This is a genomic window from Glutamicibacter sp. GQ173 (assembly GCF_059759215.1).
Genome location: NZ_JCAXDT010000009.1, coordinates 81,403 through 103,498, shown reverse-complemented (window position 1 = coordinate 103,498; position 22,096 = coordinate 81,403). Strand labels below are relative to the sequence as shown.

Annotated in this window: 21 protein-coding genes and 1 tRNA gene; 8 read left to right on the top strand and 14 right to left on the bottom strand. The window is 60.5% G+C overall.

The features are described 5' to 3' along the window. Positions 1 to 133: 133 nt before the first annotated feature. A complete protein-coding gene (locus AC6CHO_RS14680) occupies positions 134 to 2,749 on the top strand; it encodes a GH32 C-terminal domain-containing protein (protein WP_498216039.1) in 2,616 nt (871 codons plus the stop codon). 110 nt (positions 2,750 to 2,859) lie between these two features. Further along, positions 2,860 to 3,678, top strand: coding sequence for an oxygenase MpaB family protein (locus AC6CHO_RS14675; protein ID WP_498216038.1), 819 nt, complete (start codon positions 2,860 to 2,862; stop codon positions 3,676 to 3,678). On the opposite strand, the gene AC6CHO_RS14670 is transcribed toward AC6CHO_RS14675, so the two are convergent. Then, positions 3,679 to 4,158 carry a DUF6328 family protein gene (locus tag AC6CHO_RS14670; protein ID WP_498216037.1) on the bottom strand — a complete coding sequence of 160 codons (480 nt, stop codon included), beginning with the start codon at positions 4,156 to 4,158 and terminating at the stop codon, positions 3,679 to 3,681. A gap of 163 nt (positions 4,159 to 4,321) precedes the next feature. Here AC6CHO_RS14670 and AC6CHO_RS14665 point away from each other — a divergent pair, with 163 nt between their 5' ends. Continuing rightward, the gene (locus tag AC6CHO_RS14665; protein ID WP_498216036.1) at positions 4,322 to 4,720 is read left to right on the top strand and encodes a hypothetical protein; all 399 of its coding nucleotides are present in this window, start codon (positions 4,322 to 4,324) and stop codon (positions 4,718 to 4,720) included. Between the two features lie 87 nt (positions 4,721 to 4,807). Here the strand turns inward: AC6CHO_RS14665 and panD are convergent, their stop codons facing one another. The 3 genes from panD to AC6CHO_RS14650 form a co-directional block, all read right to left on the bottom strand. Beyond that, positions 4,808 to 5,230, bottom strand: a complete 423-nt coding sequence (gene panD, locus AC6CHO_RS14660; protein WP_146276230.1) for an aspartate 1-decarboxylase — start codon at positions 5,228 to 5,230, stop codon at positions 4,808 to 4,810. A gap of 214 nt (positions 5,231 to 5,444) precedes the next feature. After that, positions 5,445 to 6,986 carry a histidine ammonia-lyase gene (gene hutH, locus AC6CHO_RS14655; protein ID WP_498216034.1) on the bottom strand — a complete coding sequence of 514 codons (1,542 nt, stop codon included), beginning with the start codon at positions 6,984 to 6,986 and terminating at the stop codon, positions 5,445 to 5,447. A gap of 125 nt (positions 6,987 to 7,111) precedes the next feature. Then, entirely contained in the window at positions 7,112 to 7,567 is a 456-nt protein-coding gene (locus AC6CHO_RS14650; RefSeq protein WP_498216032.1) for a DUF3060 domain-containing protein, read from the bottom strand. A gap of 467 nt (positions 7,568 to 8,034) precedes the next feature. Here AC6CHO_RS14650 and AC6CHO_RS14645 point away from each other — a divergent pair, with 467 nt between their 5' ends. Then, positions 8,035 to 8,262, top strand: coding sequence for a hypothetical protein (locus AC6CHO_RS14645; protein WP_146276224.1), 228 nt, complete (start codon positions 8,035 to 8,037; stop codon positions 8,260 to 8,262). A 188-nt stretch (positions 8,263 to 8,450) separates the two neighbouring features. Beyond that, entirely contained in the window at positions 8,451 to 8,960 is a 510-nt protein-coding gene (locus tag AC6CHO_RS14640; RefSeq protein ID WP_498216030.1) for a Dps family protein, read from the top strand. A gap of 140 nt (positions 8,961 to 9,100) precedes the next feature. Here the strand turns inward: AC6CHO_RS14640 and AC6CHO_RS14635 are convergent, their stop codons facing one another. The 6 genes from AC6CHO_RS14635 to cobA all read right to left on the bottom strand — a co-directional run bounded on the left by AC6CHO_RS14635 (position 9,101) and on the right by cobA (position 15,429). Beyond that, positions 9,101 to 9,421, bottom strand: coding sequence for a hypothetical protein (locus tag AC6CHO_RS14635; protein WP_498216028.1), 321 nt, complete (start codon positions 9,419 to 9,421; stop codon positions 9,101 to 9,103). Positions 9,422 to 9,649: 228 nt separating this feature from the next. Beyond that, positions 9,650 to 11,320 (bottom strand): urocanate hydratase, encoded by a 1,671-nt coding sequence (gene hutU, locus AC6CHO_RS14630; RefSeq protein WP_498216026.1) that lies wholly within the window; start codon positions 11,318 to 11,320, stop codon positions 9,650 to 9,652. 217 nt (positions 11,321 to 11,537) lie between these two features. Next, positions 11,538 to 12,329: an IclR family transcriptional regulator gene (locus AC6CHO_RS14625; protein WP_060702549.1), complete on the bottom strand. Its 792-nt coding sequence runs from the start codon at positions 12,327 to 12,329 to the stop codon at positions 11,538 to 11,540. Positions 12,330 to 12,372: 43 nt separating this feature from the next. Further along, positions 12,373 to 13,281 carry a carbohydrate kinase family protein gene (locus AC6CHO_RS14620; RefSeq protein ID WP_498216024.1) on the bottom strand — a complete coding sequence of 303 codons (909 nt, stop codon included), beginning with the start codon at positions 13,279 to 13,281 and terminating at the stop codon, positions 12,373 to 12,375. Positions 13,282 to 13,318: 37 nt separating this feature from the next. After that, positions 13,319 to 14,419: a uroporphyrinogen-III synthase gene (locus AC6CHO_RS14615; RefSeq protein ID WP_498216022.1), complete on the bottom strand. Its 1,101-nt coding sequence runs from the start codon at positions 14,417 to 14,419 to the stop codon at positions 13,319 to 13,321. Next, positions 14,419 to 15,429, bottom strand: coding sequence for a uroporphyrinogen-III C-methyltransferase (gene cobA, locus AC6CHO_RS14610; protein ID WP_498216021.1), 1,011 nt, complete (start codon positions 15,427 to 15,429; stop codon positions 14,419 to 14,421). Before cobA ends, AC6CHO_RS14615 begins: the two co-directional genes overlap by 1 nt. A gap of 288 nt (positions 15,430 to 15,717) precedes the next feature. Between cobA and AC6CHO_RS14605 the strand changes: the two genes are divergently transcribed. After that, a complete protein-coding gene (locus AC6CHO_RS14605) occupies positions 15,718 to 16,392 on the top strand; it encodes an alpha-ketoglutarate-dependent dioxygenase AlkB family protein (RefSeq protein WP_498216019.1) in 675 nt (224 codons plus the stop codon). Between the two features lie 14 nt (positions 16,393 to 16,406). Here the strand turns inward: AC6CHO_RS14605 and AC6CHO_RS14600 are convergent, their stop codons facing one another. After that, positions 16,407 to 17,354 (bottom strand): endonuclease/exonuclease/phosphatase family protein, encoded by a 948-nt coding sequence (locus AC6CHO_RS14600; protein WP_498216017.1) that lies wholly within the window; start codon positions 17,352 to 17,354, stop codon positions 16,407 to 16,409. A gap of 143 nt (positions 17,355 to 17,497) precedes the next feature. Between AC6CHO_RS14600 and AC6CHO_RS14595 the strand changes: the two genes are divergently transcribed. Beyond that, positions 17,498 to 18,724 carry an MFS transporter gene (locus tag AC6CHO_RS14595; protein WP_498216016.1) on the top strand — a complete coding sequence of 409 codons (1,227 nt, stop codon included), beginning with the start codon at positions 17,498 to 17,500 and terminating at the stop codon, positions 18,722 to 18,724. A 3-nt stretch (positions 18,725 to 18,727) separates the two neighbouring features. On the opposite strand, the gene AC6CHO_RS14590 is transcribed toward AC6CHO_RS14595, so the two are convergent. Further along, positions 18,728 to 19,153, bottom strand: coding sequence for a VOC family protein (locus AC6CHO_RS14590; RefSeq protein ID WP_498216015.1), 426 nt, complete (start codon positions 19,151 to 19,153; stop codon positions 18,728 to 18,730). A gap of 192 nt (positions 19,154 to 19,345) precedes the next feature. On the opposite strand from AC6CHO_RS14590, the gene AC6CHO_RS14585 reads away from it, so the two are divergent. Further along, positions 19,346 to 19,418 (top strand) — tRNA-Ala (locus tag AC6CHO_RS14585). A 309-nt stretch (positions 19,419 to 19,727) separates the two neighbouring features. Here AC6CHO_RS14585 and AC6CHO_RS14580 read toward each other — a convergent pair. Further along, entirely contained in the window at positions 19,728 to 21,236 is a 1,509-nt protein-coding gene (locus tag AC6CHO_RS14580) for a DUF222 domain-containing protein (protein WP_498216013.1), read from the bottom strand. Positions 21,237 to 21,389: 153 nt separating this feature from the next. Beyond that, on the bottom strand, positions 21,390 to 22,022 hold the full coding sequence (locus AC6CHO_RS14575) for a GntR family transcriptional regulator (protein ID WP_498216012.1): 633 nt from the start codon (positions 22,020 to 22,022) through the stop codon (positions 21,390 to 21,392). Positions 22,023 to 22,096 lie beyond the last annotated feature (74 nt).

The following is a 22,096-nucleotide window of genomic DNA, read 5'->3' as shown; positions in this document are numbered from 1 at the left end:
TGCCTAAAACCCTGTCTGATCTGTAAAAATAATACTTTTTCGGGACTCTTGAATTGTCTGCTGGACTTCGCCTACAGTCCTTGCTGTCGACAACGTTGTCTACAACGTCGCCCTTCAATCAGAGAGTCCAGCAATGCCTCCATGTACTGCGCGAACCAAGAAGTCAATCTCCCTTGCCGCGGCCGCCAGCCTGTGCTTGGGAGCAGGACTAGCTGGCGCTCTGCCAGCTGCTGCCGCCGAACTAGGCGACGAGCCCTACCGCCCGGGCATCCACTTCACTCCGGAAAAGAACTGGATGAACGACCCCAACGGAATGGTCTACTACAAGGGCGTCTATCACCTGTTCTTCCAGCACAATCCCCAAGGCAACGTCTGGGGCAACATGTCATGGGGGCATGCCACGTCCAAGGACCTGGTGCATTGGGAACAGCAGCCGCTGGCCATTGCGGGCGATGGAGAAGAGGACATTTTCTCGGGCAGCGTTGTCGTTGACACGAACAACACCTCGGGACTCGGCACAGCCAAGAACCCGCCACTGATCGCCATATACACCAGTGCGTATAAGGAGGGCTCCGAATACGCCGGACTGCAAGCCCAATCATTGGCCTACAGCCTGGATGACGGGCAGACCTGGACCAAATACAAGAACAACCCGGTGCTCAACCGCAATTCGGCCAACTTCCGGGACCCCAAGGTCTTCTGGTACTCAGGCGATGACGGCCAAGGCTACTGGGTCATGACCGCAGTGGAGGCCGCCGATCACAAGGCCGTGCTCTACAAGTCCAAGAACCTCAAGGACTGGACCAAGCTCAGCGAATTCGGGCCGGCCAATGCCACCGGCGGCATTTGGGAATGCCCTGACCTGTTCCCGCTGGCGGTCGACGGCGACCCAGAGAACGTCAAATGGGTCATGGTTATCAACATGAACCCCGGAGGAGTCTCGGGAGGCTCCGCGGGACAGTACTTCGTTGGCGACTTTGACGGAACCACCTTCACCTCCGAAACAACCAAGCCAGTACCCACAATGCCGGAAGGCAAGCTGCTGGCTGGATTCAACGACGGAACCTACAACGGCTGGACCGTGGCCAATGATCCGACCAGCGGAGAAGGGGGACCGTTCGGTGCCAAGCCGGTGGCTGGCACGGTTCCAGGACAACAGGAAGTCACCGGCTACCAGGGCGCCGGGCTGGTCAACTCCTTCCTCGGCTTCGACCAGCCGACCGGCACCATGCTGTCGGACCCATTCACCGTAGATCAGGACTATCTGAACTTCCTGGTCGGCGGCGGAAAGCATCCACGTGTCAGCGACAAGAGGGACAACAAGGCCCCGGCAGGCGAGCTGCTTTTTGACGGGTTCGAAGTTCCCGAAGGCTCCGACCTGTCGGGCTATGGCTGGACCGGCACCGGTTCCCTGGTCCCCGAAAACCTGCCCTTCGCCGGTGGCGGCAACATGGCCATCGGAAGCCATGTCGTCAACACCTTCGAAGTGGGAACTGGTGGCGATGACCAAATGGGTACCGTCACCTCGCCCGAATTCGCCATCACCAAGAAGCGAATCGGCATGCTCATTGGCGGCGGGCACCGGCGCAATGATCCAAACCAGAAACTTGAAGTCCAGCTTCTGGTCAATGGCGCTGTGGTCGAGTCCCTGGCTGGCGACAATGCGGGAGCCATGAACTGGAAGTCGTTTGATACCGAGGCGTATAGCGGTCAGAACGCCCGGATTCGCGTCGTCGACCAAGCCACCGGCGGATGGGGACACCTGACCTTGGACCACATCGTGCAAACCGACGAAGAAGTAGTTCCACGCTCGGATGAAACGACAGTCAACCTCGTGGTCGATGACCGAACGGTTCGCACGATTACCGGATCCAACAGCGAGAGCCTGGACTTCGCCTCATGGAACGTGAAGGAATTTGCCGGCAAGCAGGCCCAAATCGAGATTGTCGATAACAACCGCGAAGGATGGGGGCACATCCTGGCCGATGAGTTCACCCAGTCCGATACCGCCGCGCAATCATCGCTGGAAAGCTATGACTGGCTGGACTATGGGCGCGATTACTATGCCTCGGTTTCCTTCGCCAACATGCCCCAGGAGCAGCGGATCATGCTCGGATGGATGAACAACTGGGACTATGCCAACGACATTCCAACTTCTCCATGGCGCAGCGCCATGTCGCTGCCTCGAAAGGTGGAATTGACCCAGACCGCACAGGGGCCTCGCCTCACCCAGGCGCCGGTGGAGCAGGTTGGCATGCTGGGCGGCAAGCCAAAGTACATGGAACACAACAAAACCATCACCGAAGGAACCCGCACGCTGCCGCAGATGGCCGCAGGCTCCATGGCCCAGGTGGACCTGGTTCTCGACCCGGGCACCGCCAAGACCTCGGGCATAACGGTCCACGGCGATGCCACCAGCTCCACAGTGATCGGCTATGACGCCGAAAGCAAGAAGGCCTACGTGGACCGCCGGAACTCGGGCAATGCCGGATTCCATCCCGGTTTCGCCTCGGTTGAGCAGATGCCAGTGAAGCTGAACAACAATGGCGAGGTGGTGCTGCGGGTATACCTGGACCGTTCGTCGGTTGAGGTATTTGCCCAGGACGGCCAGCGCACCTTGACCGATCAGGTCTTCCCGAACCAGGGGGCTGACCGGCTGGGAGTCTTCGCCCATGGCGGCACCGCGAGGCTGAAGTCGCTGAAGGTCACCGAGCTCCAGCCATCGATGTTCACCTCGGCACCCTGGTAGGAGATGCACCTCGGACAACACGGCGGATGCTGCCACGGAGCATAGTGCGTGGCGGCATCCTCCGCGCTGTTTAATGCGGAGGCACAGGCACACCGCCTAAGATCAAAGCCATGAGCAGGCACGTTCGAAAAACTGGTGAGCCAAGCGCATTCTCGCGCGTTGCCCCAGAAGCCGGCCTGCTCCTCGGGGCCGGGCGGGCGATCCTGATGCAACTGGCTCATCCGCAAATTGGCGAGGCCATCGCCCAGCACTCTGACTTCGCCAGCAATCCCTTGAGCCGGCTCATGCACACGCTCGGCTACATCTATGCCTTGAGCAACGGCAACGCGGAACAACAGCGCACCATGATCGCCTACGTCAACGACGCGCATCGAACCGTGCGCGGAACGCGCAACGAAGCACAGGGAACCCCAGCCTATTCGGCGTTGGATCCGCGATTGCAATTGTGGGTTGCCGCCACGCTTTTCGACTCGGCACGTGTCATTGGCAGACAGGTACTGGCTGGCGAGGCCGCCCACGACGAAGAGCTCTACCAGCAGTACTCGTTGCTGGGCGAGGCCTTGCAGATGCCCAAGGATTTGTGGCCAGCCACGATCCAGGATTTCGACCTGTACCTGGAGCAGACGCTGGCAACTCTCAGCACCACCGGCCGGACCCGGCAACTTGCCGAAGACCTTTTTGCTGCGCGCAATGCGCCGTGGTGGATCCGCGCCTGCTTGCCGCTGATGCGGGATGTCACCATCGCCCAGCTGCCAGCGGTGGTGCGCGATCAATTCGGGTTTGAACTAAGCAAGAAGGTCCATCGGCGCAACGCGGTGGCCATTGCCGCGGCCCGGATGGCGAGCCGTGTTTTGCCCACCGCTATCAGGCATCTTCCGATGAGGATCATGCTTCGCCACGTCGACCGGATGAACCCGGGCCAGCGCTGATCAGCCAGCGTCCTGCGCGCGGGCCGGAAGCAGGATGCGCGGCAATGCCAAGAGCAGGAACAAGGTTGCCAGCACCAGCCCGCCACCGATCCACGCGCCCAGCTGCCAGCCGAACAGCACCTGCAAGACAAACCACACACAACCCGAGACCAGCAGGCCAACGCCGATGCCCACTATTTTCAGCACGATGTGCCCAAGGGCCACCGTCTGCTCTTTGAGCCGCTGGCCAAAGAAGTATCGGTGGACTGCTACCGGGGTGATCAGCAGCAAAATCAGCAGCGTGGCAGCAACCAACAAGACGATGTAGACCGTTTCATCGGATCGGCTGAGCATCTCGAAGCGTGCCTGAAACGGCAGCACCACCAAGAACGCAGCAAGAATCTGCACGCCGGTTTGCATGACTCGCATTTCCTGGAGCAATTCGTTCCACTGCCGGTGCGCGGCGCCATCACCGGTATCCGGGTGGGACTGTGTGTTCATGGGAGAACTCCTGAAGCGATCATGGCTGGAAGCGACTATTGGCTGATGCCTCGAACTATGCCAACCCTAGGCGCATCTGGCAACAACTGCCAAGGCCTGCTCGTCCATACTGTCGGCACTGCCCGCTACATTGGGCACATTGGGCTAGGAGAGAACAGAGGCGATGGCCATGGCACAAGAAAACAGTTCCGGGGGCAGTCTTCCCGGCTGGATCCATTCTTCGGAAGGCTCTGAGGATGTGTGGTTCATGCCCAATCGCGGTCTCGCCTGGTGCGATTGCGGGGATGACCATGAGCTGACCGAAAACTTTGTTTTTAAGACCTTGATTGAAATTGGCCTGGAGCCTTCCCGCATGCTGACTCATGACGAACTCACGGAGCTCACCGCGGCCGTATGGATGTATGACGAGGTCTGCCGGTTCTTCGAGCTCGCAGTAGAGGAGGCTGCCAAGGCGATCCGTGGGGGAATCGACGAGATCTACCCGCTGCGCCATACCCTGGAGATCGTCGGGTACTTCTCGAAAACCTGGCAAGGATGCCCCGAAGAAGACTGCCGCAGGTGAAACGCGGGAGCGCTGAAACTGCACAACGGCTTGACCGCCATGGAAAATCATTGCCGCCTAGCCGCCCGGACGGGCCAGCGCTGTCAGCTAGCTACTGCGCAGCTGGGCAAATGGCGGAGTCTGCACGCCGTCAGCGACTGCTTCGGCAGGGTCATCGCCCAGGTGGATGATGCGGTTATCGGCATCAACGTGAACCACACTGGGAACGTAGCTGCGGGCTTCGGCATCCTCCATCTGCGCATAGCTGATCAAAATGACCAGGTCACCCGGGTGGACCAAGTGCGCTGCGGCGCCGTTGATGCCGATCACGCCGCTGCCGGGTTCGCCAGCGATGGTGTAGGTTTCCAGGCGGGCACCATTGGTGATGTCGACGATGCTCACCAGTTCACCGGGCAGGATATCCGAGGCGGCAAGCAGGTCGGAGTCCACCGTCACCGAACCGACGTAGTGCAGATCCGCTTGCGTTACAGTGGCCCGGTGGATCTTGGATTTGAACATGGTGCGTTGCATGGAATCAGACTTCCTTGGATAATGCGTAGTCTTTCGAACATCAAGTCTACGCTTTGACCTTGTGGCCAGGACAACGCGGCGAGTGCCATCAGGCCTGAAGCCGCCAACTGGAATCCGGGGTGTCCATAGGCGGTAGTTAAAAAGTGCGTCCCCGAAGAACCGGTAGGTTCTTCGGGGACGCTTGACGACGCCTTGCGGCGACCTGCGCTACAGGTTATGCAGGCAGGTGAGCTTCGAGGGCCTTATGCACCGAGCCATTGGCCAGCAGGTCATAGGCTGCTTCCAGTTCTGCGGAAAGGAAGCGGTCCTGGCCGGGGCCGGCAACCTTGCTGCGCAATACTTCAAGCACCGCACCGGTCGCTGGGCCAGGCTTCAATGGGGCCCGCAGGTCCAGGGCACGGCCGGCAATCAGCATTTCCACTGCGAGGATGCGGCGGAGGTTCGCTACCGAGGTGCGCAGCTTGCGCGCGGCATGCCAGCCCAGGGAAACGTGGTCCTCCTGCATAGCCGAGGATGGGATGGAGTCAACGCTGGCAGGAACTGCCAACCGCTTGTTTTCTGCCACCAAGCCGGCCTGGGTGTACTGGGCGATCATCATGCCCGAGTCCACACCCGGATCGTCGGCCAGGAATGCCGGCAGGTCGCGGGAGCGGGCTGGGTCGAGCATGCGGTCTGTGCGGCGCTCGGCGATGGAGCCGAGGTCCGCTACGGCGATGGCGAGGAAGTCCAGTACGTAGGCTACCGGTGCGCCGTGGAAGTTGCCGTTGGAAGTTACTTCGCCGCTGGGCAGCACCACAGGGTTGTCAATGGCAGCAGCCAGCTCGCGGGTGGCGACCAGGCGAGCATGAGCAATGGTGTCGCGGGCGGCACCGGTGACCTGCGGCGAGCAACGCAGCGAGTAGGCGTCCTGCACTCGGCCGTCTCCCTCGCGATGCGAGGCAACAATTGGCGAGTCGGCCAGGAAAGCGAACATGTTCTGGGCGCTGCGGCCCTGGCCTGGGTGCGGGCGCAGCGGTTCGTGCAGTTCTGCGCGGAATACCTGATCGGTGCCCAGCTGGGCTTCAACGCTCATGGCGGCAGTGGCATCGGCGATGTCCAGCAGCTCATCGAGGTCCGCCAATGCCATGATCAGCTGGCCGAGCATGCCGTCGGTGCCGTTGACCAGAGCCAGACCTTCCTTCTCCGCCAGTTCGACAGGGGTCAATCCGGCCTCGGCGAACAGTTCCGGTACCGGGCGGATATTGCCGTGGGCATCGGTGGCTTCGCCCTCGCCCATCAGCACCAATGCGCAGTGCGACAGCGGAGCCAAGTCACCGGAGCAGCCCAGTGAACCGTATTCGCGGACTACCGGGGTGATGCCTGCATTGAGCATGCCGACCATGGTCTCAAGGACGACCGGGCGAACGCCCGTGCGGCCGGAAGCCAGGGTCTTTGCACGCAAGAACATCAATGCGCGGACCACTTCTCGTTCCACCGGTTCACCCATGCCAGCAGCGTGGGAACGGATAAGGGAGCGCTGCAGCTTCGCACGATCCTCGGGTGCGATGTGGCGGGTTGCCAACGCGCCAAAGCCTGTTGAAATGCCATAAACCGGGGTATCAGCGGATGCTAGTGCATCGATGTGTGCTCGGACGGAAGCCAGTTCCTCAAGTACTTGCGGAGAAATGCTGATGTGGGCTTCGTGGCGGGCAACGGCGATAACGTCGTCTGCAGTTGCGCCACTTAGGCCAAGTGTTATTTGAGGAGCAGAAGCCATGGCAATCAAATCCAATCGTTGCGGTACAAGGAAGTCTCTAGCTTCCATTGTTCGGCAGTTGCGATTAGCTGGTTGCCGATAACCGGGTGATGTGTCCGAAATACCGGACGCGGTCGCCAGCCGATTCAGTAGCCTGTATCCACGCCGGAAAGGACATCCGGGCCAAGACGGTTCGACTGGCCGGAGTCGTGGGCTGAAGCGTTGTCGTTCCGCCACGCTACCGAGTTGCCAACCCCGCTGACACTGACATCCTCAATATTGTGCACTGCCACGATATTGCCGTTTCCGGATATGGACAGATCCTTAATGCGGCCGCCGACGACCATGTTTCCAGTGCCTGTGATTTCCACCTGTTGGCAATTGCCGATGAGCTTGACCATCTCGCCATCCGAGTCGAGAGTCATTTTTCCGGTGCACTTTTTCTCGGTGGCTTTGGCTTCTATGATTCCGAAGGCCTGAGAGAAGGAATCCCCAGCAGTCTCCTTCGGTACTGTGCCACTGCCTGTTGCTTCACCATCAGGATTCTTGGCGCTCGGGGTGACAGTCCCGTCAATGGGTGGAGTGCTTTCGGCGGGCGCCATCGTGGATGAACTTGACGGACTCTGCCCATCATTCGAGGATTCAATACTCACGCACCCGGCGAGGGCAGCGGCCAGGAGCCCGGTCGCAAGGAATAGCCCACAGACTTTGGCGAGGTGAGAATACATGTCCATCCTGTCGTGTCGGCAAATTGTCCCTAGGCTCGCGTGAACCTATTGGCTATTGTCCTGCAGTGCGGTCGCTAATGCACGGTCACCCAGAAACAACTGCTGGAATAGACCACCAAAATGACCGGGGATTCACGCATATTCCGAGGTCAGAAGACACTAGAGTTGCGCATGAAACAGGCCTACTCTGTATCTATCGACAATACCGTGTGCTGATGCGCGCACGTTTAGGAGGCAATGTGGGATCACGCGTCAGAGAATTCGCCAGCTAGCAGTAGACGTGGACAAGTCGCTGCAGTCTGGTCGGTTCATTTGTTTGTAAAAGATCACTGGAGTGAAAGATGCCTAAGAAATCTCTTGGATTAGGTCTCGTTGTTGGCGGCGGAATCATCGTCGCCTTGTTTCTCATGTTCATACTCATCACACCAGCTGCTGATGCGCAAGCAATGACCCCCATGTGGCTCGGAATCATCTGGGGCGGGCTTGCCATGTGCTGGGGGCTCTTCAGGTTGATTGTCGGGCCATCTTCGTTGGACCACCCTCATGGTGGAACCGACGCGGGATCATAGGGAATTCTGGCGAGCGCATGGTGCTCGCCAGAATTCTGCAACCTATGCATCACGTGGCCGAGACCTGAATGCCAGCTCAAAGTACTGAGCTTGATTCGGAATTGGATCTACCCGGAAGTAGCGTTTGGAGAAGTGCATCGGAAATCTGCCGGTGCCGATAACGTCAACTTCAATGCAAGGGGGATGCCATGGCGGACATCAAGACCACCACCGCGAAGAAAACGACGAAGGAAAACGCCGAGCACGGCTTTGTGGCTTCAGAGTCACTTCGAGACGCGTTGCAATCGGTGCTCATCCAGCTATTGGACCTTCAGCTGGTTGGCAAGCAGATTCATTGGAATGTTGTAGGACCGAATTTTCGCGATCTGCACCAAAACTTGGACGAGGTCGTCGGCATTGCTCGTAAGGGGTCCGATGAAATAGCCGAGCGCATGCGCGCATTGCACGCTACTCCAGATGGGTTAGCGTCCGCAATCACCAAGTACTCAAAATTGGAGCAACCGGCCACTACGGAAATTTTGACCAAGGACGCCGTCGACATGGTTGTAAAAGCGGTTCAATCCACCGTAGGTGTTATCCGCGACGTGCATGATCCGGTCGATGAAGAAGATCCGACAACGGCCGACATCTTGCATCAGTATATTGCTGACCTTGAGCAGCAGGCATGGTTCATCAGTGCTGAAACCCGTCGTCCGTAGAAGACGGACATCCGTATTCGGTGCAAATGACCCACGCTGAACGCAAGGAAATCGCTGTTCCCCATGTTCAATGGGAACAGCGATTTCTCTGCGTGGAACTTATTCTGCAGAAGATAGTTCTGTATAACCAGGGAGCATTGCTATGCAACGCCAATAGTCTCGGAGTTGGAGACTAGAACCCCTCGCTTTGGCCCAGGTTGCCGAAGTCCTGCATTGTCATTGCTGTCGCCGTAGGACTCGCCCACATTGCTGTCGCCGTACGGCCATTCTTCGGTGCCGCTGTAGGACTGGCTGTCGTTATGGTCGCCGAAGGAGTCTTGGCTGGACTGTCCTTCGTTATTACCGCCATACGACAGTCCTTCGTTGTTCTGCTGCTCATCCGATGAGCCGTACCCGGCGTTTTCCTCGGACTGGACGTTCTCGAAATTACCGAACTGCTCGTTTGAATCCTGCTCAGACATGATGTCCTCCGTGGGTCGGTCGTTTCTGACATGTTCCACGCTAAGCAAGCGAAAATGGCCTACAAGGCTTAACTGGAAGCTCTGAGGCATTCGGCATTTCAAGTTGATGCAACGTTCACCGCACCCATGTCAGGGGCAGTTTTCAATCACTAAAGGAGGGTTAAAGCAAGTGGTTCGCGCGCCTTGCCAGCTGATCAACAGGCAAGACGCGCGAACCGCCAAATGGACTTATTTGCCCTGCATTGGAATGCGCACAGAACGCTCCGCTGCCACTTCCTCAGCACGTTCATAGCCCGCATCCACGTGGCGGATGACGCCCATGCCTGGGTCGTTGGTCAACAGCGCCTCGAGCTTGGCAGCTGCCATCTCGGAGCCATCGGCCAGCGATACCTGGCCAGCGTGGATCGAGCGGCCCATGCCTACGCCGCCGCCGTGGTGGATCGAAACCCAGGAAGCGCCGGAGCTGGTGGCGGTCAGGGCGTTGAGCAGTGGCCAGTCGGCGACTGCATCCGAGCCGTCCTTCATGGATTCGGTTTCGCGGTATGGCGAAGCTACCGAACCGGAGTCCAAGTGGTCGCGGCCGATCACGATCGGTGCGGAAACCTTGCCTTCGGCAACCAGCTTGTTGAAGAGCAGGCCGGCCTTGTGGCGCTCGCCGTAGCCCAACCAGCAGATGCGTGCCGGCAGGCCCTCGAACTCGACCTTCTCAGCGGCTGCATCCAGCCAGCGGTGCAGGTGCTCGTTCTCTGGGAACAGTTCCTTCAGCGCCTCGTCGGTAACGCGGATGTCCTCCGGGTCGCCGGAGAGCGCGACCCAGCGGAATGGGCCCAGGCCCTCGCAGAACAGCGGGCGGATGTAGGCAGGAACGAAGCCCGGGAATTCGAAGGCGCGGTTGTAGCCGCCCTTGCGGGCCTCGTCGCGGATCGAGTTTCCGTAGTCGAAGACCTCTGCGCCGGCATCCTGGAACTCGACCATTGCCTGGACCTGGGCTGCCATGGAAGCCTGGGCCTTCTTGGTGAAGCCGATAGGATCTGCCTTGGCTTCGGCGTCCCACTGATCCATGGTGTATTCGGTCGGCAGGTAGCTCAGCGGATCGTGTGCCGAAGTCTGGTCGGTGACGATGTCGATGGTGAACTCGCCGGCCTGGTGGCGCTTGAGCAGTGCCGGGAAGATCTCGGCGGCGTTGCCGACATATCCCACGGAGAGCGGACGGCCTTCGGCCTTGGCAGCCAATACCTTTTCCAGCGCCTTGTCCAAGTCCAGCTCCACCTCGTCCAGGTAGCGCTTGGAAACGCGACGGCGCAGACGGGACTCGTCCACGTCGATGATCAGCACAGCACCGCCATTCAAGGTGACCGATAGCGGCTGGGCGCCGCCCATGCCGCCGCAACCGCCGGTCAGGGTCAGGGTGCCGGCCAGAGTGCCGTTGAAACGCTTCTTGGCCACTGCCGCAAAGGTCTCGTAGGTGCCCTGCAGGATGCCCTGGGTGCCGATGTAGATCCATGAACCAGCGGTCATCTGGCCGTACATCATCAGGCCTTCGGCCTCCAGCTTGCGGAAGTGCTCCCAGTTGGCCCAGTCGCCGACCAGATTGGAATTCGCAATAAGGACTCGCGGCGCCCACTTGTTGGTCTTGAAGACGCCGACCGGCTTGCCTGATTGAACGAGCAGGGTTTCGTTGTCTTCCAGGTCCTTGAGGGTTTCAACGATGGCGTCAAATGCTTCCCAGGACCGGGCAGCCTTGCCAGTGCCGCCGTACACCACAAGATCCTCGGGGCGTTCTGCCACCTCGGGGTCGAGGTTGTTCATCAGCATGCGCAGTGGGGCTTCGGTGGCCCAGGACTTGGCGGTCAGTTCGGTGCCGCGTGGTGCGCGGACAACTCGTGGTTCGTGGCTCATGAAGATTCCTAACGATGTAATCTAGCTAACTACTTACATCATTGGCCATCGAGCAGCCGCTGAGTACCGCGCAATCACCGGACTTGTCTGGGATTTCAGATCCACGGGTTGAGTGTGGTGCTGCGTGGCGCCGCATCCCACGGAGATCCTGTGCGGCAGGCTGCCGGGAGGGGCCGCACGGGCAATGCAGCATCATCATGTTTCGGCGCCGTTTTCTCTAGCCGGCCATCGAGGGGCCCGCCGGGCGCTTTCCCTGAATTCGCGTGGTGATCAGTGCCGCGGTCGAACGAATCTGCTTGAGCAGCTTGTCCCACTGTTCCTCGGGCACCCGGTCTGCCAGGAAGGTGACTGCAACGGCGGCCACCGGCCAGTTGCCGGCATCCCGGATTTCCACCGCCAGCGAGTGGAAATCCGGAGTGACATCCCCGCGTTCCACTGCGTAGCCGCGCTGCGAGCACTGCTCCAGCTCGCGGCGCAATTGCGCGTAGCCGGTGATCGAAGAGCGTTCCACGCGATCCGAGAAATTGGCTGCGCTGGGATACAGCGCGCGCACCTGGGATTTGGGCAAGGCCGCCAAGATGGCCCTTCCCGAAGCGGTCAGATGGGAAGGCAAGCGCACCCCTACATCGGTGACCAGCGACGGGCGGCCTTTTGCGCGTTCTTCCACGATGTACAAGACATCGGATCCATGCAGGATTGCCAGATGCGCGCTCTCGCCGACCTTGTCCACCAGCTGGGCGATGAGCGGAGCACCAAGCCGGGCCAGCGGTTCCTGCCGGGTGTAGGCGCTGGAAAGCTCAAAAGCCGCGATCCCCAAGCCATAGGACTTGTCCTCCGGATAGTGGGTGACAAATCCCCGCTCGTTCATGACCGCGAGCAGCTGGTAAACGCTGGAGCGGGGCAAATCGAGCAGGGTGGCAATCATTGCCGCCGGAGTAGGAGCCTTCCTGCTGGCCAGCAGCTGGAGGATCCTCAGGGTGTTATCCGATGCCGGGACCTTGCTACCCATGTGGCCTCCTTGGCACAGTGCGGATCATGTTCTGCGACAAATTCTAGCGCCCGGCCCCGGCCATGAATTCGTTGAGCTCGCTCAGCGTCGGCGGGTTGGCGCCGGTGCGGGCAACGGTCATCGCCGCGCAAGCGGCCGCGATCTGCAACGCCGCCTCCAGCTCGGCGCGATCCAGCGTGCTGCCATCACGCAGGTTCTGGGCCAGCGGGCCATCAACGATTCCATGCAGCAGCCCGGCCATGAACGCATCTCCGGCACCCACGGTGTCAACTGTGGGCACTGAAAGCGAAGGGACCACGACTTCGCAATTCCGGGTGCGCGCTTCGGCGCCGCGGGCGCCAAAGGTCATCACGGACAGGGAAGCTCCAAGGCCCAGCAGATGCTCCAGCACGCGGTCGGTATCCCACCCGGGGTACAGCCACATTGAATCCTCGTCGCTGAGCTTGACCACATGGGCCAGGGAGCTCAGCTTCTCGATATAGTTGATGGCCTTGGCCCGGTCCCCAACCAGGGCTGGACGCAGGTTCGGGTCGTAGCTGCGCAGCTGGTTGGGCGGCGCGGCGAGGAACAGGTCAATCAGCTTCTGGGCGCTGGGAGAGCGGAAGGCGGCGATGGACCCGGTGTGCAGCAGCGACGCCTCGCTCGCGGCCAGCTTGCCCAAGCTGCAGTTCAACTCGAATTCGTAGCTGGCATTGGCGGACTCATCGAGCACCACGGTGGCTGTGGAGGTCGGCGCATCCGACTGCGATCCTTCAGCCAGCTCGACTCCCGAGCCCTGCAGGTGATCGGCGATCAGCTGCCCATGCTCATCTGTGCCAAGATCCGTGGTCAGCGTGACCTCATGGCCCAGCCGGCCCAGGCCCACCGCGACATTCAGCGGAGAACCTCCAGGATGGGCCACGGAGTTGACGATGTCCACCAATGCCTCGCCGGCAACCTGAATTGAAACCATGGTTTCGATCCTACGTAACCCGGGCAGAAAATGCTCGCTAGACGTTCAGCCGGTACCCGCGCTTGATCACCGTGCTGATGATTTCCGGCTGGGGCAAGGCCCGGCGCAGCCGGCTCAGCGTCATATCCAATGCGTGCCGCGAGCTGACCTCGGGCAGGGCGGCGCTGAGCTCATCGCGCGAGAGCACGCTGCCGCCGGCCTCGATCAGCGCGCGCACCAGCTCGGCCTGCCCCGGAGTCAACTCGCAATTCTGGTCCTGGATGGACAGGGTGCGCCCGCGCAGCTGCACCTGGCCATGCACGGTCTGTGCCTGCAAGGTGCCCAGCGAACCCAGATGCTCAACCAGCTGGCCGATCATCGCGCCCATGCGGTGGCGTTCGGGAACCAGCGGGTTGATGCCGGCTTCTTCCAGCGGGGAAGCGGTCACTGGCCCAACGGTGGCCACGGCCACGCGCTCGGCCAAGGAACGCTGCAGGGCGGGGAGCCGATTGCGCGCGTTGGCGGCGGCAAATAGCGCGTGCACGCTCGGTGCGCTGGTGAAGGTCACCGCGTCGAAGTGCGCCGCGCACAAGCCCTCCACCAAAGCCGAAATCCCGGTGTCGCTGCTGGTGTCCTGCCAGCGGTAGGGCTCGACCTTGATCACCCGCCGTGCCCCGAATTCGCGCATCTGCTGGGGCAGCCCATGATCCGAGTCGGCGTGCAGCTGCAGGGCGACGGTGGCTGAAGCAAGCGTGCCCTTGAGCATCTCAAGCAGCGACGAACTGCGCCCGTCCTTGGCCACGCCGGCCGGCTCCAGGCCCAGCGCCCTCACCGACCCATGGGCCTTGGACCCGCGCACGTAGAGCTCGGACTGGCTGAAGGCGGTGATCAACTCGTCGCCGATCCCGGCCGCCTCGGCGGTATCCAGCCAACGCCGCAGCCCGTAGGCGGTGGTGATCACCACGACCTGAGGCCGGGCCTCAATCAGCTTGTGGGTCTGCGCCAGCAGCTGCTGCTCGTCATCCAGCGGGGCCAGGCGCAGCAGCGGGGTGTGGGTAACCTCAGCGCCACGCCGTTCAAAGGCTTCGATCAATTCGGCTGAACGCCGATCGCTGGTTACGGCGATGCGGAATCCAGCCAAGGGTTTCGCGATATTCATCAGGCGGTCTCCAAAGCGAGTTCGGTACTGGCGGCCGGCACCGCATCGAGCAAGGACTGCGGCAATTGCGCCACCTCGCCGATGACGATCACGGCTGGATTCGAGTGCGCGCGGGCCACCTCGGCCAGGCAGGAGAGCGGCGCATGGCTGGTGCGCTGGATATCGGTGGTGCCCGACTGCACGATGGCGCAGGGCATGTCCTTGGGCATTCCCACGCGCAGCAGCCCGGAGACGGTCTGCTCGATGGTTCCCATGCCCATCAGGATCACGATGGTGCCCCCCAGCTTCGCCAACTGCTCCAGCTGCTGCTCGCCGAGCGGATCGTGCCCGGAGACCACGGTGAACATGGTGTTCACCCCGCGGGCTGTCACCGGAATGCCGGCGGCGGCCGGCACCGTGATGCAGGAGCTCAACCCTGGAATCACGCTGACCGGGATCTTGGCCGCGGTGGCTGCGGCGACTTCTTCAAAGCCGCGGCCGAAAACAAAGGGGTCCCCGCCCTTGAGCCGGACGACCTTGGCACCGGCCTGCGCCGCCTCGATCATCCGCGCTTCGATCTGGCGCTGGGTGAGCTTGTGGTGGCCGGGCAGCTTGCCCGCGTCGATGATGGTGGCCTGCGGCGCCAGGACCGCAAGATGCTCGCTGGGACCGAGCCGATCGGCGAAGATCACCTCGGCCTCGGCCAGAGCGCGCACCCCGCGAAGAGTCATCAGGTCCAAGGCGCCTGGTCCGCCGCCGAGCAAGGTGATCGAGCCGGTGGCAGCGGACGGGGCCGCTCGCAGTACCGGGACCTTGGCCTCGGCGACCACCTGGTCAAAGCGCTCGGGACGGTGATCGCAAATCACCAGCAGGCCCGCCTGTTCCAGCTGCCCCAGCGCCTGCTGCGCGTCCTCGGCAAACAGGAGGCTGCAGCCTTCGGCGCTCAAGCGGTTGGCGGTGGTTTTGCTGGCCGATCGGCTGCCTGCGATCAGCACCATGCACTGGGAAAGCTCGAGGTCTATGCCGATCATGATTGCTTCGATCCGTGCTGGATTTTCCTGAATGACATGGGATGCTCCTTGGAATAAGTGGTGCTACCCAGCGTAGGGCTCTGGCTTTTCCCGTAGGTATCGCAAATGTTTCAGGTGTAATAAATCGAATAAAGGTTAACCTTCTGGAAATGTTCGAGTCGGCGGGATGAAACACTAGGTCATTAATGTCAGTAGTGTTGCAAGGCGCTGGGCCGGCAACCTGCAAAATTCAGTGAGCGAATACGCAGGAGCTTGCCGACCGATGCCTGCAACGGGCACGCTGGGTGCATGGAATCGCTTTTTGATGACAGCGCCTTGGCCCGCGCCGGGGGACTAGTGCGACCCGGGGTGTGGCATCTGCCCGGTTGGCTCAGCCCCGCCGCGCAGGATTGGATCGTTGCACGCTTTTTCCAGTGGGGACACGGACCTGTCCCGCCCCACCGCACGCATATCAATGGCCATCCCATGAGTGTGCAATCGCTGAGTTTGGGTTGGCATTGGAGCCCAAACCGCTATTCAAAAACCGCCGACGACCTCGGCGGCGCACCGGTGGCGCCGATGGAACAATGGCTGGTGCGACTGGGCCAAAACGCCGTGGTCGAAGCCACCGGCGATGCCCAGCGCGCCGCAGCCTATCTTCCCGACGCCGCCATCGTGAATTTCTACGATCACCAGGCCACCATGGGCATGCACCAAGATGCCGACGAGCGCATTAACGCGCCGGTGGTTTCGCTGTCCATCGGCGACTCGGCAACCTTCCGCCTGGGCAACACCGAGAACCGGAACCGGCCATGGCAAGACCTGCGCCTGGCCTCCGGGGACCTGCTCATCTTTGATGGCCCGGCACGCTTTGCCTATCACGGGGTGACCAGGATCCACCCTGGAACGGCCCCTGCCGGGTGCCATCTGGGTGCTGGGCGCATCAACATCACCCTGCGCCAAACCGGGCTGCAGGCCATTTAGGCTTGCCAGCTGGGCTACTGCGCGTTGTCCAGATCGATGGTGGCTTGCAGGGCGTAGTGATCCGAATCGCCGATCGGCAGGCGCTTCAGATCGGCTGAGGCCACTCCGCGCAGCATCATGTGGTCGATCCCGAGCACCGGGAAGGGGGAGCGCGGCCAGGTCATCGCCAGCCCCCAATCGCTGTAGGCTGCCTCGTCCAAGGCATCCAGGACCGGGGCAAAGTGCCGGTCCGTGCTGGTGGCGTTGAAGTCGCCGGCGGCAATGATCTTTGCGGAATCATCGGCCTCGACATAGCTGGCCAGCGAGGCGAGCATGGCATCGCGTTCATGATGTCCGGTAGGCCGGGCCGAAGCGGCATGCACCGCGTACAGCCGCACGTCGCCATGCTCGGTGCTGACATCAACACGCAAGGCCCGATTCCAGCCCAGCCCCAGGTCCAGTGGCTGCGCATTCTTCAATGGGTAGGCGCTCCATACACCCACGGTGCTGACCATGTACCGGTAGGGGTGCGTTTCGGACAGCTCCTGGCTGATCTGCTCTTCCTGTCCCTGCCCGATCTCCTGCAGGGTGATGACCTGGGCCCCGGAGGCCGCGAGTTCCCGGGCTGCCTGCACCCCGGCCGACTCGTGGACATTTTGCGTGGCCACCTCTAGCGAGGCTTGCGGCGCGTACTTTGCATGCGGAATGAAGCTGCTGCCAAACAGCACCGACCACACCACCACGGGAACCAGCAGTCCGATGAAGCTGGCTCGTCCGCGCACCATCAATGCGATCGCCAGCAAGACTGGGATCCCCAAGCCTGCCCAGGGCGCAAGGTTATCCACGACCAGGCCGAGGCCCAGGATGTCGGGGACCTGCTGATGGAATACCATCAGCCCTGCCAGCGCTAAGCAAAGCAGGACAAAGAAGACCCTCGCGATAATCAGCGGGGCCGAAAGGCGTTGGTGCGATGCATGAGACATAGGACTTAAACAGTGTCACAAAATACTGTGGGATTCGTAATTTTCAGCTGGAGAAGTGCCCCGGCGATTCTCCATAGTCACTACGATGGAAATAGCGCGCCGAGGATGCCGCGATCATGCACCTGCCTAGAATTGAGAACTGAATGACTGCCTACCTATCCGGCGGAAAATTACTATTGGCGATCCTCGCTTTGGCCATGGGCGGCTTTGGCATCGGCGTTACCGAATTTTCGATGATGGGCCTGCTCCAAGAAGGCGCCCTCGACCTTGACGTCAGCAACTCGCAGATGGGCCTGATGATCAGCGCCTACGCCATCGGCGTGGTGGTCGGCGCTCCGGTGCTCACCGCCATGGCCGCGAAAATCCCGCGCAAGCGAGCGGTGCAGCTGCTCATCCTCTTCTTTACCCTGGCGAACCTTTCCTCGGCGTTCGCGCCCGACTACAACACCATGTTGATTACCCGCTTCCTTGCCGGGTTGCCTCACGGTGCCTACTTCGGGTTGGCCGGCGTGCTGGCCGGAAGCCTGGTTCCTGGAACCATGCGCGGTCGTGCCATTGCCTGGGTGATGCTCGGCCTTTCGGTCGCCAACGTCATTGGCGTGCCGCTGGTTACGACGCTGGGACAGCAGGCTGGCTGGCGCTCCATGTTCTACATCGTTGCGTTCATCGGGCTGATTACCGCGGTACTGATCACGCTGTTTATTCCGTGGCGCAAAGCTGAACCGGGTGCCAGCATCCGACGCGAATTGACGGCGCTGAAAAGCCCGCAGGTTTGGCTGGCCATGGCCACCGGCATCGTGGGCTTCGGCGGCTTCTTTGCGGTGTATTCCTACATCTCGCCAACGCTGACCGAAGAATCGGGACTCAAGATCACCTTGGTGCCGATCGCCCTGGCGCTGTACGGGCTGGGAATGGTGGTCGGCTCGCTGATTGGTGGACGCCTCGCGGACTGGTCGGTCTTTGGCGCCATCAAGCTTTCCAGTGTTCTGATGGCAGCCACCATGCTCGTATTCGCAGCGGTGGCCAGCTGGATCATCCCGACAATGATCATGGTGTTCGTGCTGGGCGCCGTCGGTTCGCTATTGATCCCGAGCCTGCAGACACTGCTCATGGACTCGGCGCCGCACGCCCAGTCGCTGGCTGCTTCGCTGAACCACTCGGCCTTGAATGTCGCTAACGCCTTGGGTGCAGCTTTGGGGGCCGCGGTGATTTCAGCTGGTTTCGGCTATCGCGCCCCGTCCATGGTGGGCGCAGGCCTGGCGGTTCTTGGCCTGCTGATCGCCATGATCACCCAGGTGCGAGCCAAGAAGGTCGGCCTGCTCGTGGGCCGCGATGCAATTGCAGCCCACGAACACACCGCTGTCGACTAGCTGCTAGCCCTGTACAGCGGAGATGTTGAACATCCAGACCACGCCGAATTTGTCGCGAAGCTGGCCGAAGGAGTCGCCCCACGGCGCCTTCTCCAGCGGCACCTCGATGGTTGCGCCGGCCGTCAGCGCTTCCCACCACTTGGTGAGAACTGCGTTGTCGGCTTCATCGGTCGCATCGCTGCTCAGGGCGACAGCGCCATTGCTGGTGACGGTCATCTCTGGCGTGCTGTCCGAGGCCATCAGGTGGATGCCGCGTTCCAGGAACAACGATGAGTGCATGATCAGGTCTGCGGTGGCAGGATTGCCGTCGTTCATGCCTTCCTGGAAGGTCATCATCGATAGCTCACCGCCGAATGCTGCATTGTAGAATTCCATGGCTTCGCGGGCATCACCGGCGAAGCGAAGGTATGGGGTCAATCCAATGGCCATGGGGTCGCGCCTTTCACTTAAGATTTAGTGGAACCGATCGGCCCCGAATCCATTCTTACCACCGCCGGCGGACAAATAGAATAGTGCGGATGTGATCAGCATCTCGGATAGTCGATTTGTTATTTTCCCAATTCCTCCGGTAGAGTTTTATCTCGGTTCGGCGGTAGAAATACCGGCGAGACCAGCTCTTTTGGGGGTATGGCGCAGTTGGTAGCGCGTCTGCATGGCATGCAGAAGGTCAGGGGTTCGAATCCCCTTACCTCCACAAAATCGAATAAAAACCTCCCGGTCAGTGGCCGGGAGGTTTTTGTTTTCTTCAGATACTGAGTCCTGTGCATCAGGAGCGGGCTGGCTAATGATCTGTAGTGCGTGGACTCATGCAATTTCTTTTGGCATCCGGAATCTTCTTAGCCTCTGTGGCTGCCGGTAGTCTGCCATGAAGTTCGAATATGTAAGTTCTTCACGATGCCGCCATCAGGAATATGCGCAAGGTTTCCAGCCGTGGCAGACCGTACCCGGGCGTCTATTGCTGCAAACCGTGTCTTGTTCCCTTGTGGGTAGTTCATCAGCGCCATCAGGCGGGAATATCCTCGATATCCGGTGGTTTTTCATCGCCGTTGCGCGGACTGCTCCCCGTGTCCGGTGGCCGGTTGAGCCATTCTTCGAAAGAGCGCACCCAGTCAGCTTCACTCATGCACTGCGGATAGGGTTTATGCGCAAACCCCGTCGCCGGCGGCGCCGTGGATCGATATACCGTTCCCATTCCCGTGTTGATCAACATGGAATGCGGCCCGTGCTTAATGACAATTTCCTGCCAGCCAGGGGTTTCTTTTGCCTGATTGCACAGCTTGCACCGGCCATCGGAATTAGTCACACACGTATGCCCACCTAAATAGGCCTGGGTGACATGATCAATCTCTTCAATTAATCCATCGCAGAATGGCGTCCGGCAATGCCGGTCGCGCATCTTGATGAACTTCTTCATTTTCTCAGGGAAGATCCGCGCTTTGGAGTCCATCGCGATCAAGTCTTTATCCCCTGGAGCCGTATATAACCTGATTAGTTCAATGGTGGCTTCCATGGTCTCGACAAAGGCGGGGGACCGGGTGGCGGCCATCTCGGCCAGAGTCATATTGTTCAGGATCTCCTGGCCCGCAACTAGTTCACGAGCGTACTGTGGCGCAATGGCGCCATAACCCTCAAGGTTGGCAGGATCCCGGTCGCCGAGGAACAGGGTTTTATCGGTCATGACCAATCCCAGAGTGAAAGTGACCGGTATTTTTGCTTCCGGGTGGGTGCAGAAACTTGCGAAGTAGTCCGCTTCGATCTGTGTCCTCGTGCGGGGATCGCCTTTTGCTTTGAGGCTGCGGGCTTTGGCCTTCATCTCATTTTTCATCGCTAGTCCGGCCGTGATGGGAATGTTCCCGTTGACGCGCATCATCCCTGTCTCGGCATTCGGGGTGAACTTGATGAAGCGCTGTTCCTCTGCGGTCTTCTGTTCCTTGCACTGCTGATCCGAGGCATAGGCGAGGGTGAAGTCTTTGACCGTGTCACTGATTTTCTTGTTACCGAGATTCTCAAGCATTTTCGGGTTCTTCGCGTACAGGTCATCAAACTCAGCGCGACGTTCCGCTTTTACGGAGCGCAGCGGGGTGAGGATGGCCCGCATTTGATCTTCGGTGAATTCACCGCGGCTGTAGGCTGCGGCCAGATGCGGAGTGCTTTCAAAGAGGATCCGGCAGTTCTCCAGATATGCACCGTAGCCATGGGAGTCGGTACGCCGGGCAAGGGCAATGGCCGCGGCAGCCCCGCGGTTCAGTTGCTTGAGCGCCTTGCTGCGGGAGTTGCTCTCGATATTGGTACGGACCAGATCGATTTCCAGTTGATGGGAGAGAGCTGCCTGATGGTAGCGCAGGGACGAGATCGTGGATTCGATGTCGGCGATGGCGGTGGCGCACTCGTTCTTGTTGCCGTCTTCCTCAAGTGATGTCAGATCAGTTTCCAACGCTGTGACCACGGCGGTGAATCTGCCGTGGTCCGGTGGGTTGGGCCGGTCCCAGGAAGGGACTATTGTTTCGGACATATTCTAATTTTACGCCGCTAAATCGAAGATGTCTTCGATCATTTGGCTACAGGTGGATAACTTTTAGGACACAGCAATATTGCAGGTCAGAAGCTGATTTATCGTGTTTCTGGATGGGGTGGCCGGGGTGCGAGTGAGTGATTTGGCGCGGAGCTAGAGCACTGCGCGGACCGAAGCTTCGAAACTTGCGATGTGGTCGCGAGCCAGGGTGCTGGCAGTTTCAGGGGCTTGATCGAGGACTGCTTTGAGCAGTGCCTGGTGCTCGGAGATATGCGCGTCGATGCTCGGCAGGCGGTCGAGGGTGAGGCACCATATGCGTGTGGCGAGGTTATCGAGCCGGATGAGGGTCTCTTCCAGGTGGTGGTTGGCGGCTGCCTGGTAGATCAGGCGGTGCACGGCCAAGTCGTTTTCCATGAGGCTGCGCCGGGTCTCATTGCCGGTGAGGTGGGAGATGGTGTGGAGAGTCTGCTCGATTTCGGCTCGAACGGATCCGCCACCCAGCGCGGCGGCGCGATCGGCCGCAAGAGGTTCAAGGGCGAGGCGCACTTCGGTGATGGCAGCGAGCTCGGTGATATCCACGCGCGTGGCGAAGGTTCCGCGGCGCGGGTAGGAATGGACCAGATGGTCGACTTCGAGCCGCTTGAGCGCTTCGCGCAGCGGGGTGCGGCCGATATTGAGCTCCTGGACCAGCTGGGCTTCGTTGATCGGCTCGCCCGGGGCGATATCCAGCATGATCAGGCGGTCGCGCAGTATCTGGTAGGCGCGATCTGAGAGGGATTCGCTCATGGGGACTCCTCCTGCGGTGCGTAGCATCAAAGTAATTTTCGCGTACCCATTGACCGGGTTTCGCTTTCTATCAT